The organism is Glycomyces harbinensis (genome assembly GCF_900101745.1).
Taxonomy (GTDB): Bacteria; Actinomycetota; Actinomycetes; order Mycobacteriales; family Micromonosporaceae; genus Glycomyces; species Glycomyces harbinensis.
In genome coordinates this window covers 36,862-51,789 of the sequence record NZ_FNAD01000007.1, presented here as the reverse complement: position 1 = coordinate 51,789, position 14,928 = coordinate 36,862, and the positions used below count along the sequence as shown (strand labels likewise).

Here is a 14,928-nt window from a genome sequence, read left to right as displayed (position 1 = left end):
CCCGAGCGGCCGTGCCAGGCTTGGCGCGTGGAAGCTCAACGGAGGTCGACATGAGTGACATCCCCCAGGTCGAAGGCCTGGAGCCGCTGCCGCCGAGCCATGCGAGCCTGGCGTTCGGCGTCCCCGACTCCGCCCCGGGGACGATCTACGCGCTCTCGGTCTCGGGCGGTGTCCGGTTCCGCCCCAAGGAGGAGCGGGAGATCCTGTTCGGCCGCAACCGGCCCGACGTGCACGTGTGCGTGGGCGAGGACGACCGGCGCGTCAGCCGCTGCCACGGGCGCCTCGCGCGCCTCGGGGACCACTGGTGGCTGGCGAACACCGGGCACCTGCCGTTCCAGCTGCCGGGCTCGCGGACGCTGTTCCCCGAGGACGAGCCGTTCCCGCTCCAGACGGGGTACACGCCGGTGTTCATCAGCGGGACGGCGCGGCGCCGGCACCTGGTCGAGCTGTACGTGGCGGGCGCCGACGGCCGGCTCCCCACGCCCGCACCGGACTCGGCGACGCTCAAGGACCGGCCGTGGAAGCTCAACACCGCCGAGCGGCTGGCGCTGGTGTGCCTGGCGCAGCGGTACCTGATGCACGAGGCGTATCCGCAGCCCGGCTCGTGGAAGCAGGTCGCCGACGAGCTCACCCGGCTGGAGGTCGAGGGGGCCTGGCGGCCGAAGAAGGTCGAGCACCTGGTGGTGGGGGTGCGCAAGCGCCTGTCGGCGGCGGGCGTGCCGGGCCTGACCCGCGAGGAGGTCGGCGAGCCGGTCGGGAACATGCTGAACCACAACCTCATCGGCGAGCTGCTGCGCACGCGGACGCTGGTGCCGCCGGATCTGCGCATCCTCGGCGAGGACTGAAGCTGAGCTGAAGCGCGGGCTGAATCCGGGACGGCCCGACGCCGCGCCCGCGGATCGGGAAGACTGCTTCCATGCTGATCGCAGTTCAAATCACGGCCGGGCTCGCCGGCCTCCTGCACGTGTACATCTGGGTGATGGAGAGCCTGCGCTTCCACGATCCGAAGGTGCACCGCAAGGTGTTCCGCGTGGAGACCGCGTCGGTCGAGACCGTGGCGCCGTGGGCGTACAACCAGGGCTGGTACAACCTGTTCCTGGCGGTCGGGGCGCTCGTGGGCGTCGCGGTGGTCCGCGCCGAACCCGCCGTGGGGTGGACCTTGATCGTCGCCTCCTGCGGTTCGATGCTGGCCGCCGCGCTGGTGCTGGTCCTGCGGGACCGCGCCATGGCGCCGTCCGCCCTCAAGCAGGGGCTGTTCCCCCTGCTGGCGCTGCTGCTGTCGTTGACGCAGTTGTAGACACCCGTTGCTACGCTGGCGATCCCCCTCGCAATTGGAGTTCGATGTGGACGATAAGCGGATCGTCAAGGTCTCGAAGTACCTCTCGCGGCATCTGCGCCACGATCCGGGCCGGATCGGGATCACCCTCGACGAGCAGGGCTGGGTCGACGTCGACGTCCTGCTGAAGGCCCTCGAGGACCGGAACTTCCGCGTCTCCCGGGAAGAACTCCAGGAGGTCGTGGACCGCAACGACAAGCAGCGCTTCGCGTTGCGGGACGGGCGCATCCGGGCGAGCCAGGGGCACACGATCGACGTGGACCTCGGCCTGGAGGCGGTGGAGCCGCCGGCGGTGCTCTTCCACGGGACGACCGCCGGCTACGTCGAGGCCATCCGCGAGGAGGGCATCAAGGCGATGGACCGGCACGACGTGCACCTGTCCCCCGACCGCGAGACCGCGGTGAGGGTCGGGTCGCGGCGCGGCAAGCCCGTGGTGCTGGTGGTCGACGCCTACCGGATGTCGCAGGCGGGGCACGAGTTCCGCCGCTCGGAGAACGGCGTCTGGCTGACCGGGCACGTCCCGGCCTGGGCCGTCATGTTCCCCGGATAGCACGCCGAGAGCCGCCGTCCACTGCGGACGGCGGCTCTCGGCGTACTCGGCTAGAGGACGGCGGCCGGGACGGCCTCGACGTTCTCGGCGTCGGCCGCTTCGGGCTTGCGGGCCTTGATGACCGTGATGACGATGACCAGCGCGATCAACGCGAACGCGGTGCCGACCAGGTACCCGGCGCGGAAGCCTCCGGTCAGCGCCTCGGCGGTCGAGGCGCCCTGGTCCTGGAGCGCGCCGCTGCGGGCGGCGACCACGGTGCTCGCGACCGCCAGGCCCACCGCGCCGCCGACCTGCTGCGCGGTGTTGAACAGCCCGGAGGTCACCCCCGCGTCCTCGGGCCGGGAGTCGGCCATGCCGAGGGTCATGAGCGCGGGCATCGCCAGACCGAAGCCGAGCGGCGCGGTGACCATGCCGGGCAGGACGTCCACGAGGAACGAGCCGTCGGCGCGCATCTGGGCGAACAGCAGGAAGCCCGCGGCCATGAGCGACAGGCCGACCAGCAGCATCGGGCGGGCGCCGAAGCGCGTCAGGAGCCGCGGCGAGACGGCCATGGAGACCACCGCGATGACCACCGGCGCGGGCAGGAACGCCAGGCCCGCCGCCAGCGGCTCGAAGCCGAGGACCTGCTGGAGGTACAGGACGGTGAAGAACATGAACCCGAACGCCGAGCCGACCATGAGCGCCTGGGCGATGTTGGCACCGGAGACGTTGCGCGAGCGCAGGATGCGCGGCGGGATGAGCGGCGCGGCGGCCTTGGCCTGGCGCACGGCGAACCCGGCGAGGAGCAGGGCCGCCAGGGCCCCGAGGCCGATCGTGCGGGCCGAGGTCCAGCCGTAGCGCTCGGTCTCGACCAGCGTGTACACGGCGAGCATGAGGCCGGCGGTCACCAGGGCGGCGCCGAGGACGTCGGCACCGGCGCGCAGGCCGACCCCGCGTTCGGCGGGCAGGAGTTTCCAGGCGAGGACCGCGACGAAGATCCCGAGCGGGAGGTTGACGTAGAAGACCGACTCCCAGCCCAGGGTCTCGGTGAGGACGCCGCCGATGACGCTGCCCAAGGCGCCGCCCCCGGCCGAGGCGAAGCCGTACACGCCGATGGCCTTCACCTGGTGGTGCGGTTCGGGGAAGATCGTCACGATCATGCCCAGCAGTCCGGCGGCCGTGATCGCCCCGCCGATGCCCTGGACGAACCGGGCGCCGAGCAGGAGGCTCTGGGAGTCGGCCAGCGCGGCCGCCACGGAGGCGGCGACGAAGAGGGCGAGGCCCGCCAGGAACACCTGCTTGCGGCTGATGAGGTCGCCGAGCCTGCCGGCGAGGAGCAGCAGGCCGCCGAAGGGGATCACGTAGGCGTTGACGGTCCATACGAGGTTCGCCTGGCTGAACGCGAGGTCCTCGCGGATGGCCGGGAGGGCGATGGTCACGATGTTCTGGTCCAGGACGATCATGACCTGGGCGGCTGACAGCGCGATCACCGCGAGCCAGCGGGATCGGAGACTGCGGACGGGTGCGGTCGACATGACGGTTCCTTCGGGAGCGGTCTTCATGGGGAACTATTTGTTCCTGGGACCATCATGTGTTCCAATTGAACGATCCGTAAGAAGGCACTTTCATGTGCCAGGGGGGACATCGATGTTCCTGTCCAGGTCAGTCGGCCTGGAGCTGGGGTGTGAGCTGCGACACCGGTCCGTTTCGGCGGCCGACGAAGGGAAGCGGAGCGATGAGCGACGACTGCGTCATGCCCCTGTCGGACGTGCAGGCCGAGGCCTGCCCGATCGTCCAGATCATCGACCGCGTCGCGGGCAAGTGGTCGGTGTCGATCCTGGTGGCGGCCACGAGGGGGCCGGTGCGCTACACCGAGTTGGAGCGCAGCATCCCCGGGATCAGCCGCCGGATGCTCACGCTGACCCTGCGCAACCTGGAGCGCGACGGCCTGCTCGAGCGCACCGTCTACCCGACCGTGCCGCCGAAGGTCGAGTACCGCGCGACCGAGTCGGCGCGCGGACTGTACGGCCACCTCACGGGCCTGCTGGAGTGGGCCGAGCAGCACCGGCCCGACATCATCGAGGCGCGGATGGAATACGACCGGGCCCAGGCGCTCGCGGCGTAGCAGTGCCGGACGATCCACCACCCTGGATCGCCCGGCACTGTTCTTCGGGGGGAGTTCAGCGGCCGCTGCCCTGCCGAGTCAAGCGGTGTCGGGGTTCGCGATGAGCGCCTGGCACTGGTCCATGATCCAGGGGCACCACTCGTCCCCGTTCCATCTGCCGTTCCACTCCGGGGAGTCCTCGGGGTCGTCGGTGAACCGGCAGCACTCGCGAGGTCCCGCGCCGTCCTCGACGTCGAGCAGGTACTCCGTGACCTTGAACGCGCGGGCCGGGAAAGGATCGAGCCGGTACAGCGTGAATACCGCCGGGCCCCTGTGGAAGCTGCCGAGATGGCCGTCTATGCCGGGCTTGCCGTCGGAGCGCAGGTTGTAAGGGCCCTCCTCTGCCGGGATCGCGGTGCTAGCCATCGCAGAACCGAACCGTTCCGGGCGCCGGGTCGAAGATGTGGTGGCCGGAGTAGAAGGCCCGGAAGGCCTGCTCCTCGATCCAGATCTTCGTCTGCGGTTTGAGACCGCGCCAGAACCGGCCCCAAGTCGCTTTCAGCGCACCGGAGTTGAGGCCGGAGACGACCAGTACGACGTCGTCGCCCTGCGCTCCGGTGATCACCTGAAACGAATCGGGCGCGTCGACGCTGGAGGCGCGGACCGTGTAGGACCGGTACTCGTCGCGGAACGTCCCCCGATCGAGTGAACCGAAATCGGGCTGACGAGCCCTCTGTTGACTATTCATTGGCTTTGCTCCCCTATGGACTCTGTCGGGTTGCCGACAGTTCGGAACCCGAAGATCGTGCGAAAAATCGGGAAGCACGACCCCCGGGCTCCCTCACCTCACCGGAAGACTCCAGAACCATTCCCGGCATCCATGAATCTAGGGGGTATTTCCGCAGGTCACAAGAAGAGACTCGGTCACCCAGAGAGGGAAGCGGAGCCGGGGTAGTGGAGTTTTTGGTATCCATTTCCTCCACTATCCCCACTCCCCCAGCGACTCTCCGCAAGTTCCTTCGTTGATCGAGTTGTGCCATAGTGATTGTCCGACTACGCCGAATAGAGCCGGGGGCAGACAAGATGATCGAGGATTCTGGTAGGTGGTTCCTGAGGACGATGGCTCGACAGGGCCGCATCGCCATAGGGAAATCACAGCGGGAAGTCGGCATCAATGTCGATCGGTCGAAGGACACGATCCTCGACTGGGAGAAGGGAACGACCGACATCCCGCCATCTTCGATCGACGCCCTTGCCGAGGCCTGCGGCTTGAGCAAGGAGACCGGCGGCTACATGAAGGAGGTGGCACGGGCCCGCAAGGCCGGTGTCCCAATCGAGGCAGATATGCGCTTCAATGCCATATTCCTCGCACTGGCTGAGGCGAACGCAGGGTACATCTTCAAGGCCGATGCACTGCTCATCCCGGGACCTCTCCAAACTCGGGACTACTACTACCTAGTGGTCAGCCGAACCGAGCCTGGCGCCACCCAGGAGTGGCTCGACGGCGGATGGGTTTACAAGGACGCGCGAGCAGAAATGCTTGAACAGCGAATGAAATTCGCCGTCCGCCCCCGAGCACACTTCCTGATCGGAGAAGCGGCACTACTTCACATCCTGCGGATCTCAAAGGAGCTGTACCAGGCGGTAATGGCACACCTGCGCCGGTGGGCCCGCAAGCCGGGCGTCTCCATACGCATCCTTCGCGAACCCGTGCCCCCGCGAAACGGAAACTTCAGCATCTACACAGAGGGGAACATCCCGCTCTCCTGCCCGCCGACCGTATATACCGAAATCGCAGACTCCAGCTGGCTCATCAACGATCCCGAACGCATCGCGAGCTACGATGGCATCCGCAAACTCCTGTGGAACTTGGCGATACGGATCGAGGACTACCAAGATGACGACTGGCGTTACCATCTGGCGTAAGAGCACTCGCAGCGGTGTCGGCAACAACAACGACTGCGTCGAGGTTCGCCGGGCGTGGCGCAAGAGCACCCGCAGCGGTGCCAACAATGACACCGCCTGCGTCGAGGTCGCGTTCTGCGCCGACGATGCCGGCTTCCACCTGCGGGACTCGAAGCTCGACACCGACTCCCCGGTGTTCGACCTGACGCCCTCCGACTTCACCGCCCTGGTCAAGGCCGCGGGCTGACCCCAACGACGAACGAGAGGAGGGGCCACCGCCGAGCGGTGGCCCCTCCTCTCGTGTTGGGGCACTGCGAGGTCGGGAGGATCAGGCGAACTTCCACTGGCAAGTACTCCGGTCGCGGTTGCCGCAGATCGGATAACGGACTTGCCGAAGGCTGCGCAGTGCCTCGCAGTGACGCCTCATCCTCATCGCCGTCGACCTCTGCCAACGCCAGCGCACTGCCGCGCATCTCCTCGCCTGGAGCCGGTGGCGACGGCGGAAGAACAAGGCCGCCAGACAAAACCACTACCGCCGCCGCAACCGGCCAGAACCATGACCCTCCCGAATCACGAACGGAGAATCAACGCATCACTCGATCCCGAGCCACAGTTCGTAGACCGTGCGGTTGTTGCGCTCCGCCGTCCGGCACTGATAGAGATAGCCCTCGGCCTCGTAGATCTCGCCCTGAGTCAGGCAGTTTGTGCGGACGATGTAGTAGGCCTCGTAGAACCACCGCACCTGGGTCGTGTAGTCGCCGGTGACAGACGAAGACGTTTCGGCTTGCTCGACGGCGGGGGCCGCCGAAGCGGTGCCGGCGACGGTGAATCCCGTGAGGGTCGCCGCCATCGCGAGTCCGGCGAGCGTCGCCGAGACCCGTCGCACGCTTTCCTTGAGGACGCTGTTCGTTGACATCGTATTCCTTCCGCTGCAAGCGTTATGCATGCTGCTGTTTCAGGAGAAGGGCCGTATTGGAGATTCGGCCGATCTCCCGGAGCGCGACCACCGAGACGGGCCGCCGCCACTGCGATCATTCTGGTGGCGGGAGGAGGCGTGAACAAGGTGGAATACCGGCGGGACAAAGGCAGGAACTTCCGGACGAACCACTCCTACGCGTCGAACTCTCCGGCAGGACTCACACGACCCCCGGAGCCGCAACGAAACAGACCCTCACTCTCCGCGAAGATCAACTTTCACGATGGAGCACTGGGCGACCGACCGCTAGAGCGCCTCGGCGACGCCGATCGCGAGTTCGCGGTGGGACCGCGCCATGTCGGTCAGCTTCGCCCGCAGGTCCGCCATCCACTCGGCTTCGTCTTCTCCAGCGGTGCCGAGCGCGTTGTCGATGCGGAGGATCGAGCAGGCCGCGTGCGCTCCGGCGAACAGCCGCAGGTTCGCCAGATCAGCGCCGTCGAGCGGCCATACGCTGCGGTAACCGGCGATGAACTCCTCGGACAGCTGCCGGTGCTCCGCTGCGGGGAGCCCGTCCGGTCCGGTCAGGTCGCGCAGGGCATAGGCGATGTCGGCGGCGTACCAGGAATGGGCGGCCTCGTCGAAGTCGAACGCGGTCGCTCTTCCCTCATCCCAGGCCAGGTTGTCGAGTTCGAAATCGCCGTGGACGACCCCGAACCGGGAGCCGTCGCGAGGCAGCTCGGCGATCCGGTCGGCCAGGTGCGAGGCGGCCTTCACCAGTGCCGGGTCATGGGCGAACCGGTCGGGGAACTCGGCCAGTTCGGCGAACGCCTCGGGCAGGTCGGCATCGATCCCGGCCATGCTCGCGTGGACGGCCGCGAGGGCGGCGCCCCAGGACCGGGCGCGGTCCACGTCCAAGTCCTCGGCGTCGAACTCCTCGCCGGGGGCGGTCTCGACCACCATGGCGTGCATCGGCCCCAACGCCGTCGGCACCGTCGCGGTCAGGGCCCCAGTCCGGGCGGGGACCGGACGCACCACGGCCGCGCCGCCCGCAGCGAGCCGGTCCATCAGCGAGCTCACCGCCGCGACCGGGCCGGCGCCCAGGTAGGCGTCGGGCACGAACCGCAGGTAGCGCTTCCCTTCCGGGTCGGGCAGGACGAACACGTGCGAAGCGCTGGAGCGCCACCACTTCGCGGTTCCGGCCGGGTATCCCCATGCGGCGGCGACCTGGTCGGCGACCGGGCTCTCCCACGCAGGCGTCACGGTTCTCTTCAGGCGATCGATCTCAGTCAATGGCATCATCACTCGCCAGTCTGGCCACGCAAGCCCACCCGCGCAACTCGATTCCGAGCCGCCGACCCGGAAGCCGCTCATGTCCGCCTTCTCCGAACCCGGCCCGCGCTCGGCCCTCACCGCCGCAGCTGCGGTCGTCTTCGCGCTCACCACCGCCGCACCGGCGCCGATCAGGCGACGGTTCCCGGGTCTTCTTCGGAGTCTTGTCGCTCGGCGTCCCTGGCCTCTTCAGCCTCCTTGGCTTTCTCGGCGTCCTCCTTGAGGATCTGCTCGTGCGCGTCCGGGTGATGCACGCGCAGGAACTCAAGGTGCACCTCGGCCTGCTCGAGGTCGCCGTAGTGCCTCGACAGCATGACTCCGGAGATGTGCGGCCCGTCGCCCGCAGGGTCGAGCTCGAGGGCCTGTCTCAGGTGGAACCGGGCCGCGCTCTCCGTGACCTCGTCCAGGCACCACCAGGCCAGGAGCGCGTGGAACACCGCCCCCTCGGGATGGTGCACCAGCGCCTCGCGCAGCAGCACCGCGCACTCGGCGTTGCGCTCCTGACCATGGAGAATGCCGGCGTGGATGAACAATTTCATCTCGTCGGCCGGGGCATCGGCCCGCACCGCCTCGATCAGCGCGATCGCCTCGTCGCCCCGATCGCTCTGCCCGTAAGCGAAGGCGACCAGCTCAGGGTCGACCACCCCGGGCCCGTGCTCGGCGATGGCGGCGTCGACGAATTCGGCGAGGTCGGTCCCGTCCTCGGGGTCGGCCGACAGCAACCGCTTCTCGATCGTGCGCCGGATCTGCTCCGGCGGGGTTCGACGGGCGGCCCGCTTGAACGGGTCGCCGCGTCCGCGGCGTGAGCGTCGCGTGGTCATGCGCGGGACTCCTCAACTGATGCAAGGGCGTACAAGTCCCCACAACATAACCTCAGCGCGTGGCTCAGCGCGACCCCAACATCACCCGCGGGCGGTGATCTCGTCCAGCAGGGCGCGGTGGATGCCGGGTCCCGCCGCGACCACGGAGACGGCCCCGAGGCCGTAGTCGACGCCGTCCATGTCGGTGACCAGCAGACCCGCCTCGCGGGCGATCACGGTCCCGGCGGCGACGTCCCAGAGGTTGATGCGGTCGTGCCACACCCCGTCGAGGCGCCCGGCGGCGAGCCAGCACAGGTCGAGCGCGGCGGTGCCGAGCATCCGGATGCGCTGGACCTTCGGCACGAGCTTCTGGAGGACGACCAGGCGGCGCTGGTTGCGCCGGTCGGCGTCGGGCCCGACCGCGAAGTCCCCCAAGGCGACCACGGCCGAGGAGAGCTCGATGGGTCCCGTCTCGGCGAGCGGCTGCTTGTTCAGGGCGGCGCCGTGGCCGAGGGCGGCGCTGAAGCGCTCCTCGGACATCGGGGCCTGGACGACGCCGACGACCGGCATCCCGTTGCGCGTCAGCGCGAGCGAGACGCCGAACATGGGCGAGCCGTGGGCGAAGTTGATGGTCCCGTCGATGGGGTCGAGCACCCATTCGTAGTGGGAGTCCTCGTCACCGGTGCGGCCGCGCTCCTCCCCCAGCAGCGGGATGTCGGGGGTCTCGCGGGCCAGGAACTCGCGGACGGCGTCCTCGGCCGCGTAGTCGAGGTCGGTGGCGAAGTCGCGGTCGCCCTTGCCGCTGATGGCGCGCTCGCGGCCCAGTCCGGCCCGGATCGCCTCGACCGCCGTCTCGGCCGCGCGCTCGGCCGTGCCCAGGAAATCCAGCAGCTCGCTCATTATTCGGTTCCTCGTCTCCGTCTGACCCACCCGACGGACCTCATACTAAGGGTGCAAGACCAAGCAGCCCTTGGACTCCCGGTGCGACTTGCGCACCGGTCATTTCGGCGGGACCGGAACGGACCGCCGGTGCGCCCCGAAATGGGGCGCACCGGCGCAAACGACTCAGCCCAACGGGAGCCAGACTCGCATCGAGGCGGGTCCGCGAGTGGCCCGCAGCCGGAACGGGACGAGCGGGATGTCGGCGGTCTTGCCCTCGTCGTCCGGGGCCGCCGGGCCGTAGGGCCAGCCTGCCGCGTCGCGGTCGTGGACGCGGGCCGACACGTGGACGCGGCCGTCGCGCACGACCGGCGCGGCCGCGGCGTCGACGGTCAGCTCGGCGACGTCGGCCCCGCCGGGCAGGTCCACCGATTCGGCGCACAGGACCAGCGGCCCCTGCTCGACCGCGGCGCAGCCGCGCACGCCGTCGATCCGCGGGTCCGGCAGCGTCCACCGCGGTTCGACCGGCAGTTCGAGCCGGATCTCGTCGCCGGCGGCGAAGTCGGCGGTCACGACGGCGGGCCGGCCGGCCTCGACGTCGCGGACGGTCCCGTCCGGTCCGGTGAGGCGCGCGCCCTCGGCCCAGGGCGGCACCCGCAGCGAGAGCGCGCGCTCGCCGCCGTCGTTCGCCTCGATGCGCACGATCACGTCGCCGTCCTCGGGATAGACCGTGGCGACGGAGAGCGCGAACCGCGCGCCGTCCACCACCGTGTCGATCACGGCCGGGGTGAACTGGTGCAGCTGCACCCCCGCGTCGTCGACCGTGGCCACATAGGACGCGAACTGGGCGAAGGTGCGGGCCAGGTTCGTCGGGCAGCAGGAGACGTCGAACCACGGCGCGCGCTGCCCGCCGGCGGCGCGGTGCGACAGCTCCCCCGCGACCGGCGGCTCGTCGGCGGTGCGCTGGTGGAGCGGGTTGGCGTAGAAGAACGCCCTGCCGCCGGGGTCGACCGCGCCGGACAGCACGTTCCAGGCGATGCGCTCGATCATGTCCGCGCAGGAGGCGTCGCCGGTGGCGAGCAGGAGCCGCCACGCGGCCTGGACCGCCGCGACCCCGGCGCAGGACTCGGCGTAGGCCCGGTCGGGCGTCAGCGCGAAGTCGGCGCCGAACGCCTCGTCGGTGTACTGCGAGCCCATGCCGCCGGTCAGGTGGGTGCGGCGCGACACGGCCCGGTCCCATTGGCGCCGAACGGCTCCCAGCAGCATGTCGTCGCCGGTGGCGACGGCGACGTCGATCGCGCCCGAGGCGAGGTACAGCGCCCGCACGGCGTGGCCGCGCAGGACCTCGGCGTCGCGGACCGGCACGTCGTCCTGGAAGTAGACGCGGCCGAAGCCGCCGTCGGCGAGCGTGTGCGTGCCGCGCCGCTCGATGAACAGCCGCGCCTGCTCCAGGTACCTCGCCTCGCCGGTGGCGCGGCCGAACTCGGCCAGCGCGACCTCGATCTCCGCGTGGCCGCAGACCTTCTCGATGCCGCCGGGCCCGAAGGCCTCGCAGACGTGGTCGGCGGCGCGGCGGCACAGGCGCGTGAAGTCGTCCTCGCCGTGGCAGCGCAGCCGCGCCACCCCGGCCTGGAGCAGGTGCCCGTAGCAGTACAGCTCGTGGCCCTCCTCCAGATCGGTGTAGCGCGGCCGCCGGCCGGGGTGGCCGAACATGGTGTTGAGGTAGCCGTCCTCCTCTTGGGCGGCGGCGATGCGCGCGGTCAGGGCCCTGAAGCGCTCCTCCAGGCCGGGGTCGCCGGTGCGGCCGATCTCCCAGGCCATGGCCTCGGCGAGCTTGTAGACCTCGGAGTCGGAGAACTCGCGCCCGGACCGCTCGAACGGCCCGCCCGCGGCGGCCTTGTCGAAGTTGGCGATCCAGCCGAGCTCCTCGAGCCAGTGCAGGCAGTGCCTGATGGTGTGCTCGGCGTTGACCGCCTGGCGTTCGGCCCAGTGGCCTGCGGTGAGGCGGACCTCGTCGAGGCCCAGCGGGCGCAGCGTCCCGCGTTCGGGCACCACGGGTGTCTTCATCCTTTGATGGCTCCTGACATGAATCCTCGGACATAGTGGCGTTGGAGCAGTGCGAACAGCACCAGGCACGGCAATGCCATCACGACCACGCCCGCCTGCGTGGCGCCGAAGTCGACGGCGCCCATGGACTGCTGGCGGAGGTTGGCGACGGCCACCGGCAGCACGGCCTTGTCGGCCTCGCTGACGAGGATGAGCGGGGCGATGAAGTCGTTCCACGCCGCGAGGAACGAGAACAGGCCCACGGTGATCAGGCCCGGCCGGACCGCGAAGAGCATGATGCGGGTGAGGACGCCGAAGGTGCCGGCGCCGTCGCACATGGCGGACTCCTCGATCTCCTTGGGCACGGCCTCGAAGGAGATGCGCATCATGAACACCGCGAACGGCAGCTGGTAGAGGGTCAGGACGAGGGCGAGTCCGATGAGGGTGCCGCGCAGGCCCATGTCGCCGAGCATCGAGTAGAGCGGGATCAGCAGGGTCGAGTAGGGGACCATGAGGATCGCGAGGGTGAGCAGGAAGAGCGTGTCGCGGCCCTTGAAGGTGAAGCGCGCGAACGCGTAGCCGCCGAGGATCGACAGGGCGAGGGTGAAGGCGACGGTCAGGACCGAGACGTAGGTGCTGTTCCACAGGTACCGCAGGAGTCCGGCGTCGTAGTCGAGCAGGGCGGTGTAGTTGCCGAAGCCGTAGCCGTCCTGCTGGCCGGTGGCCCCGTGCGGGGCGACCGAGGCGTAGCCGGTCCAGACGAGCGGGAACAGGAACAGGACCGACAGGCCTCCGGCGAGGACGTAGTAGGAGGTGGTCCATGCGCGGGATCGCATCGGCTAGTGGTCCTTTCGCAGGGCTCGGAACTGGGCGAGGTTGAGCACCAGGAGCGCGGCGAGCACGACGACGGAGATCGCCGCGGCCGCGCCGAGGTCGAAGCGCTGGAACGCCTCCCGGTAGATCAGCTGCACCACCGTGACCGTGGAGTTGTCGGGGCCGCCCTTGGTGAGGATGAAGAACTGGTCGAAGGCCAGGAGCGAGCCGGTGACCGAGAGGATGAGCACCAGGCCGAGCGCGGGGCGCAGCAGCGGGACGGTGATGTGCGCGAAGGACTGCCAGCGGCTCGCGCCGTCGAGGCGGGCGGCCTCGTAGACGTCCGGGGGGATCGACTGGAGGCCCACGAGCAGGATGATCATGAAGAACCCGGCGAACTTCCAGACGATGAGGACCACTGTGGACCACAGTGCGGCGGTGGGCGTGCCGAGCCACGAGACCGGCTCCAGGCCGAAGAACTCCATGAGCGGGTCGAGCGGGCCGATCGCCGGGCTGTAGAACCCGAAGAACAGCAGCGAGGCCGAGGCGAGCCCGAGGGTGGTCGGCAGGAAGTAGGCGCTGCGGAAGAACCCGCTGCCCTTGCGGCGGTCGGCGACGATGAGCGCCAGCAGGAGCGACAGTCCGATGAGGAGGACGACGACGATCCCGGTGTACTTCAGGGTGAAGCCGACGGCGGGCCAGAACAGCGGGTTGTCCGCTATGGCCTCGTAGTTCGCGGGCATGTTGAGGCCCATGTCGCCGGACAGCAGCGGCCAGTCGGACGCGGACATGCGTCCGACCAGCAGCAGCGGCGCGACGAAGAAGACCAGCACGAACAGTGCCACGGGGGCGGCGTAGGCCGCGCCGGCCAGCTTGCGCGAGTATCGCATCGAGTTGTGGTTCCTTAGCTCGCGAGGGAGGCCGTGACGTCCTCGTTGAGGGCGGCCAGGTCGGCGTTCGCGTCGCCGTAGACCGCCTCGCGGACCAGCGGGAGCCAGGGCCCCTGCGGGTCGTTGAAGGTCTGCCCGAAGTTGAGCGAGTACGGGGTGCGCCCGACCTGGACGAGGTCGTTCATGACGACCGCGTTGGGGTTGGTCGCGTAGTACTCGTTGTCGGCCAGGTCGGTCCGGGCCATGACGTCGCCGTTGGCGGCCAGGAGTTCGACCTGCTGCTCCTCCTCGAGGCTCCAGCGCAGGAAGTCCCAGGCCTGGTTGGCGTGCTCGGAGTTGGCGCTGATGCCGATCGAGTCGCCGCCGACGAACGTGGACTGGCCGCCGGTGAGGCCCGGGATCGGCGCGACGCCGATGTTCATGTCCTCGGGCATGAGGCCGAGCATGGTGGAGGGCATGGGCATGACGCCGATGTTCCCTTCGGGGAAGCGGCCGGTCCAGGTCGCGCCGGTCTCCTCGTTGTGCCCGGCGGCCACGATCCCGTCCTCGACGAGGCCGCGGTAGGTCGCGTAGACCTCTTGGGCCTCAGGCGAGTTCAGGAGGGATTCGGTGCCGTCCTCGTTCATGACCTCGGCGCCCTCGGCCCAGATCGTGGGCCACCAGGTGAAGACGAAGCAGCCGCCGCAGTTGCCGCCGAAGAAGGTGCCTTCGACGTCGCCGCCGAGGGCGTCCACCGCGCGCGCGTGCTCGGCGAACTCGGCCAGGGTGGTCGGGGGCTGCTCGGGGTCGAGCCCGGCCTGCGCGTAGAGGTCCTTGTTGTAGAACAGGACCGAGAGGTCGAGGGTGTGCGGCACGAGGTACCGGCGGCCGTCCGCGGTGCCCACGTCGAGGTGCGAGGGCGCGAGGGTGTCCTTGAATTCGAGCGAGTCGATGCGGTCGGTGATGTCGAGGTAGGCCCCGGCGGTGGTGAAGGTCGGGGCGAACACCACGTCGAGGGCGAACAGGTCGGGCAGCTCCTGGTTGCCGGCGGCGGTGCCCACGCGGGTCTGGTAGTCGTCGGTGGGGATGACGGTGAGTTCGATCTGGTTCTCGTGGCTCGCGTTGTAGGCGTCCACGAGGGCCTGGGACTGGGCTTCGGTGGCGGCGCGGGTCCACATGGTCAGGGTGGTGCCGTCGTCCACGCCTTCGAGGACGACCTCCTGGTCGGGCGCGCCGCCGCCCTTGCCGCTGCAGGAGGCGGCCAGCAGCGCGGCGGCGCTGAGGACGGCGACGGCCGAGGCCGCTCGCCTCACCCGGTTCGGGCGGTTCGGGAATCTCATTGCCTGCTCCTTACGGATCGAGGGGTTCGGGGCGCGGGCTCAGCGCCGGCGCCGTCTGTCAC

At 69.4% G+C, this 14,928-nt stretch carries 17 protein-coding genes; 6 read left to right on the top strand and 11 right to left on the bottom strand.

Annotated features, from left to right (window positions below; all coding sequences use genetic code 11):
* Positions 1 to 50 precede the first annotated feature (50 nt).
* The 3 genes from BLQ63_RS28435 (at position 51) to BLQ63_RS13090 (ending at position 1,886) form a co-directional block, all read left to right on the top strand.
* Entirely contained in the window at positions 51 to 845 is a 795-nt protein-coding gene (locus tag BLQ63_RS28435; RefSeq protein ID WP_091035114.1) for an FHA domain-containing protein, read from the top strand.
* A 71-nt stretch (positions 846 to 916) separates the two neighbouring features.
* Positions 917 to 1,297, top strand: coding sequence for a DUF1304 domain-containing protein (locus BLQ63_RS13095; protein ID WP_091035111.1), 381 nt, complete (start codon positions 917 to 919; stop codon positions 1,295 to 1,297).
* Positions 1,298 to 1,343: 46 nt separating this feature from the next.
* Positions 1,344 to 1,886 (top strand): RNA 2'-phosphotransferase, encoded by a 543-nt coding sequence (locus BLQ63_RS13090; RefSeq protein ID WP_091035108.1) that lies wholly within the window; start codon positions 1,344 to 1,346, stop codon positions 1,884 to 1,886.
* 50 nt (positions 1,887 to 1,936) lie between these two features.
* On the opposite strand, the gene BLQ63_RS13085 is transcribed toward BLQ63_RS13090, so the two are convergent.
* Positions 1,937 to 3,400 (bottom strand): MFS transporter, encoded by a 1,464-nt coding sequence (locus BLQ63_RS13085; protein ID WP_091035944.1) that lies wholly within the window; start codon positions 3,398 to 3,400, stop codon positions 1,937 to 1,939.
* Positions 3,401 to 3,600: 200 nt separating this feature from the next.
* On the opposite strand from BLQ63_RS13085, the gene BLQ63_RS13080 reads away from it, so the two are divergent.
* Positions 3,601 to 3,990 (top strand): winged helix-turn-helix transcriptional regulator, encoded by a 390-nt coding sequence (locus BLQ63_RS13080; protein ID WP_091035104.1) that lies wholly within the window; start codon positions 3,601 to 3,603, stop codon positions 3,988 to 3,990.
* Between the two features lie 78 nt (positions 3,991 to 4,068).
* On the opposite strand, the gene BLQ63_RS13075 is transcribed toward BLQ63_RS13080, so the two are convergent.
* Together BLQ63_RS13075 and BLQ63_RS27820 are read right to left on the bottom strand one after the other, a co-directional pair.
* On the bottom strand, positions 4,069 to 4,395 hold the full coding sequence (locus tag BLQ63_RS13075) for a hypothetical protein (RefSeq protein ID WP_091035100.1): 327 nt from the start codon (positions 4,393 to 4,395) through the stop codon (positions 4,069 to 4,071).
* Positions 4,388 to 4,717 (bottom strand): hypothetical protein, encoded by a 330-nt coding sequence (locus BLQ63_RS27820; RefSeq protein WP_143014871.1) that lies wholly within the window; start codon positions 4,715 to 4,717, stop codon positions 4,388 to 4,390. Before BLQ63_RS27820 ends, BLQ63_RS13075 begins: the two co-directional genes overlap by 8 nt.
* Before the next feature lie 335 nt (positions 4,718 to 5,052).
* Between BLQ63_RS27820 and BLQ63_RS13065 the strand changes: the two genes are divergently transcribed.
* A complete protein-coding gene (locus BLQ63_RS13065; protein ID WP_091035092.1) occupies positions 5,053 to 5,895 on the top strand; it encodes a Scr1 family TA system antitoxin-like transcriptional regulator in 843 nt (280 codons plus the stop codon).
* The gene (locus BLQ63_RS13060; RefSeq protein ID WP_091035088.1) at positions 5,867 to 6,121 is read left to right on the top strand and encodes a DUF397 domain-containing protein; all 255 of its coding nucleotides are present in this window, start codon (positions 5,867 to 5,869) and stop codon (positions 6,119 to 6,121) included. Before BLQ63_RS13065 ends, BLQ63_RS13060 begins: the two co-directional genes overlap by 29 nt.
* Before the next feature lie 345 nt (positions 6,122 to 6,466).
* On the opposite strand, the gene BLQ63_RS13055 is transcribed toward BLQ63_RS13060, so the two are convergent.
* The 8 genes from BLQ63_RS13055 to BLQ63_RS13020 form a co-directional block, all read right to left on the bottom strand.
* Positions 6,467 to 6,790: a hypothetical protein gene (locus tag BLQ63_RS13055; protein WP_091035085.1), complete on the bottom strand. Its 324-nt coding sequence runs from the start codon at positions 6,788 to 6,790 to the stop codon at positions 6,467 to 6,469.
* Positions 6,791 to 7,096: 306 nt separating this feature from the next.
* Positions 7,097 to 8,050 (bottom strand): phosphotransferase enzyme family protein, encoded by a 954-nt coding sequence (locus tag BLQ63_RS13050; RefSeq protein WP_177154921.1) that lies wholly within the window; start codon positions 8,048 to 8,050, stop codon positions 7,097 to 7,099.
* 200 nt (positions 8,051 to 8,250) lie between these two features.
* The gene (locus tag BLQ63_RS13045) at positions 8,251 to 8,940 is read right to left on the bottom strand and encodes a hypothetical protein (RefSeq protein WP_091035075.1); all 690 of its coding nucleotides are present in this window, start codon (positions 8,938 to 8,940) and stop codon (positions 8,251 to 8,253) included.
* Between the two features lie 81 nt (positions 8,941 to 9,021).
* Positions 9,022 to 9,819, bottom strand: a complete 798-nt coding sequence (locus BLQ63_RS13040; protein WP_091035072.1) for an inositol monophosphatase family protein — start codon at positions 9,817 to 9,819, stop codon at positions 9,022 to 9,024.
* 165 nt (positions 9,820 to 9,984) lie between these two features.
* Positions 9,985 to 11,865, bottom strand: coding sequence for a glycoside hydrolase family 127 protein (locus BLQ63_RS13035; protein WP_091035067.1), 1,881 nt, complete (start codon positions 11,863 to 11,865; stop codon positions 9,985 to 9,987).
* Positions 11,862 to 12,680 (bottom strand): carbohydrate ABC transporter permease, encoded by an 819-nt coding sequence (locus BLQ63_RS13030; RefSeq protein WP_091035062.1) that lies wholly within the window; start codon positions 12,678 to 12,680, stop codon positions 11,862 to 11,864. Before BLQ63_RS13030 ends, BLQ63_RS13035 begins: the two co-directional genes overlap by 4 nt.
* 3 nt (positions 12,681 to 12,683) lie before the next feature.
* Entirely contained in the window at positions 12,684 to 13,547 is an 864-nt protein-coding gene (locus BLQ63_RS13025) for a carbohydrate ABC transporter permease (RefSeq protein WP_091035057.1), read from the bottom strand.
* A 14-nt stretch (positions 13,548 to 13,561) separates the two neighbouring features.
* Positions 13,562 to 14,866 (bottom strand): ABC transporter substrate-binding protein, encoded by a 1,305-nt coding sequence (locus BLQ63_RS13020; RefSeq protein WP_091035053.1) that lies wholly within the window; start codon positions 14,864 to 14,866, stop codon positions 13,562 to 13,564.
* Positions 14,867 to 14,928: the final 62 nt, after the last annotated feature.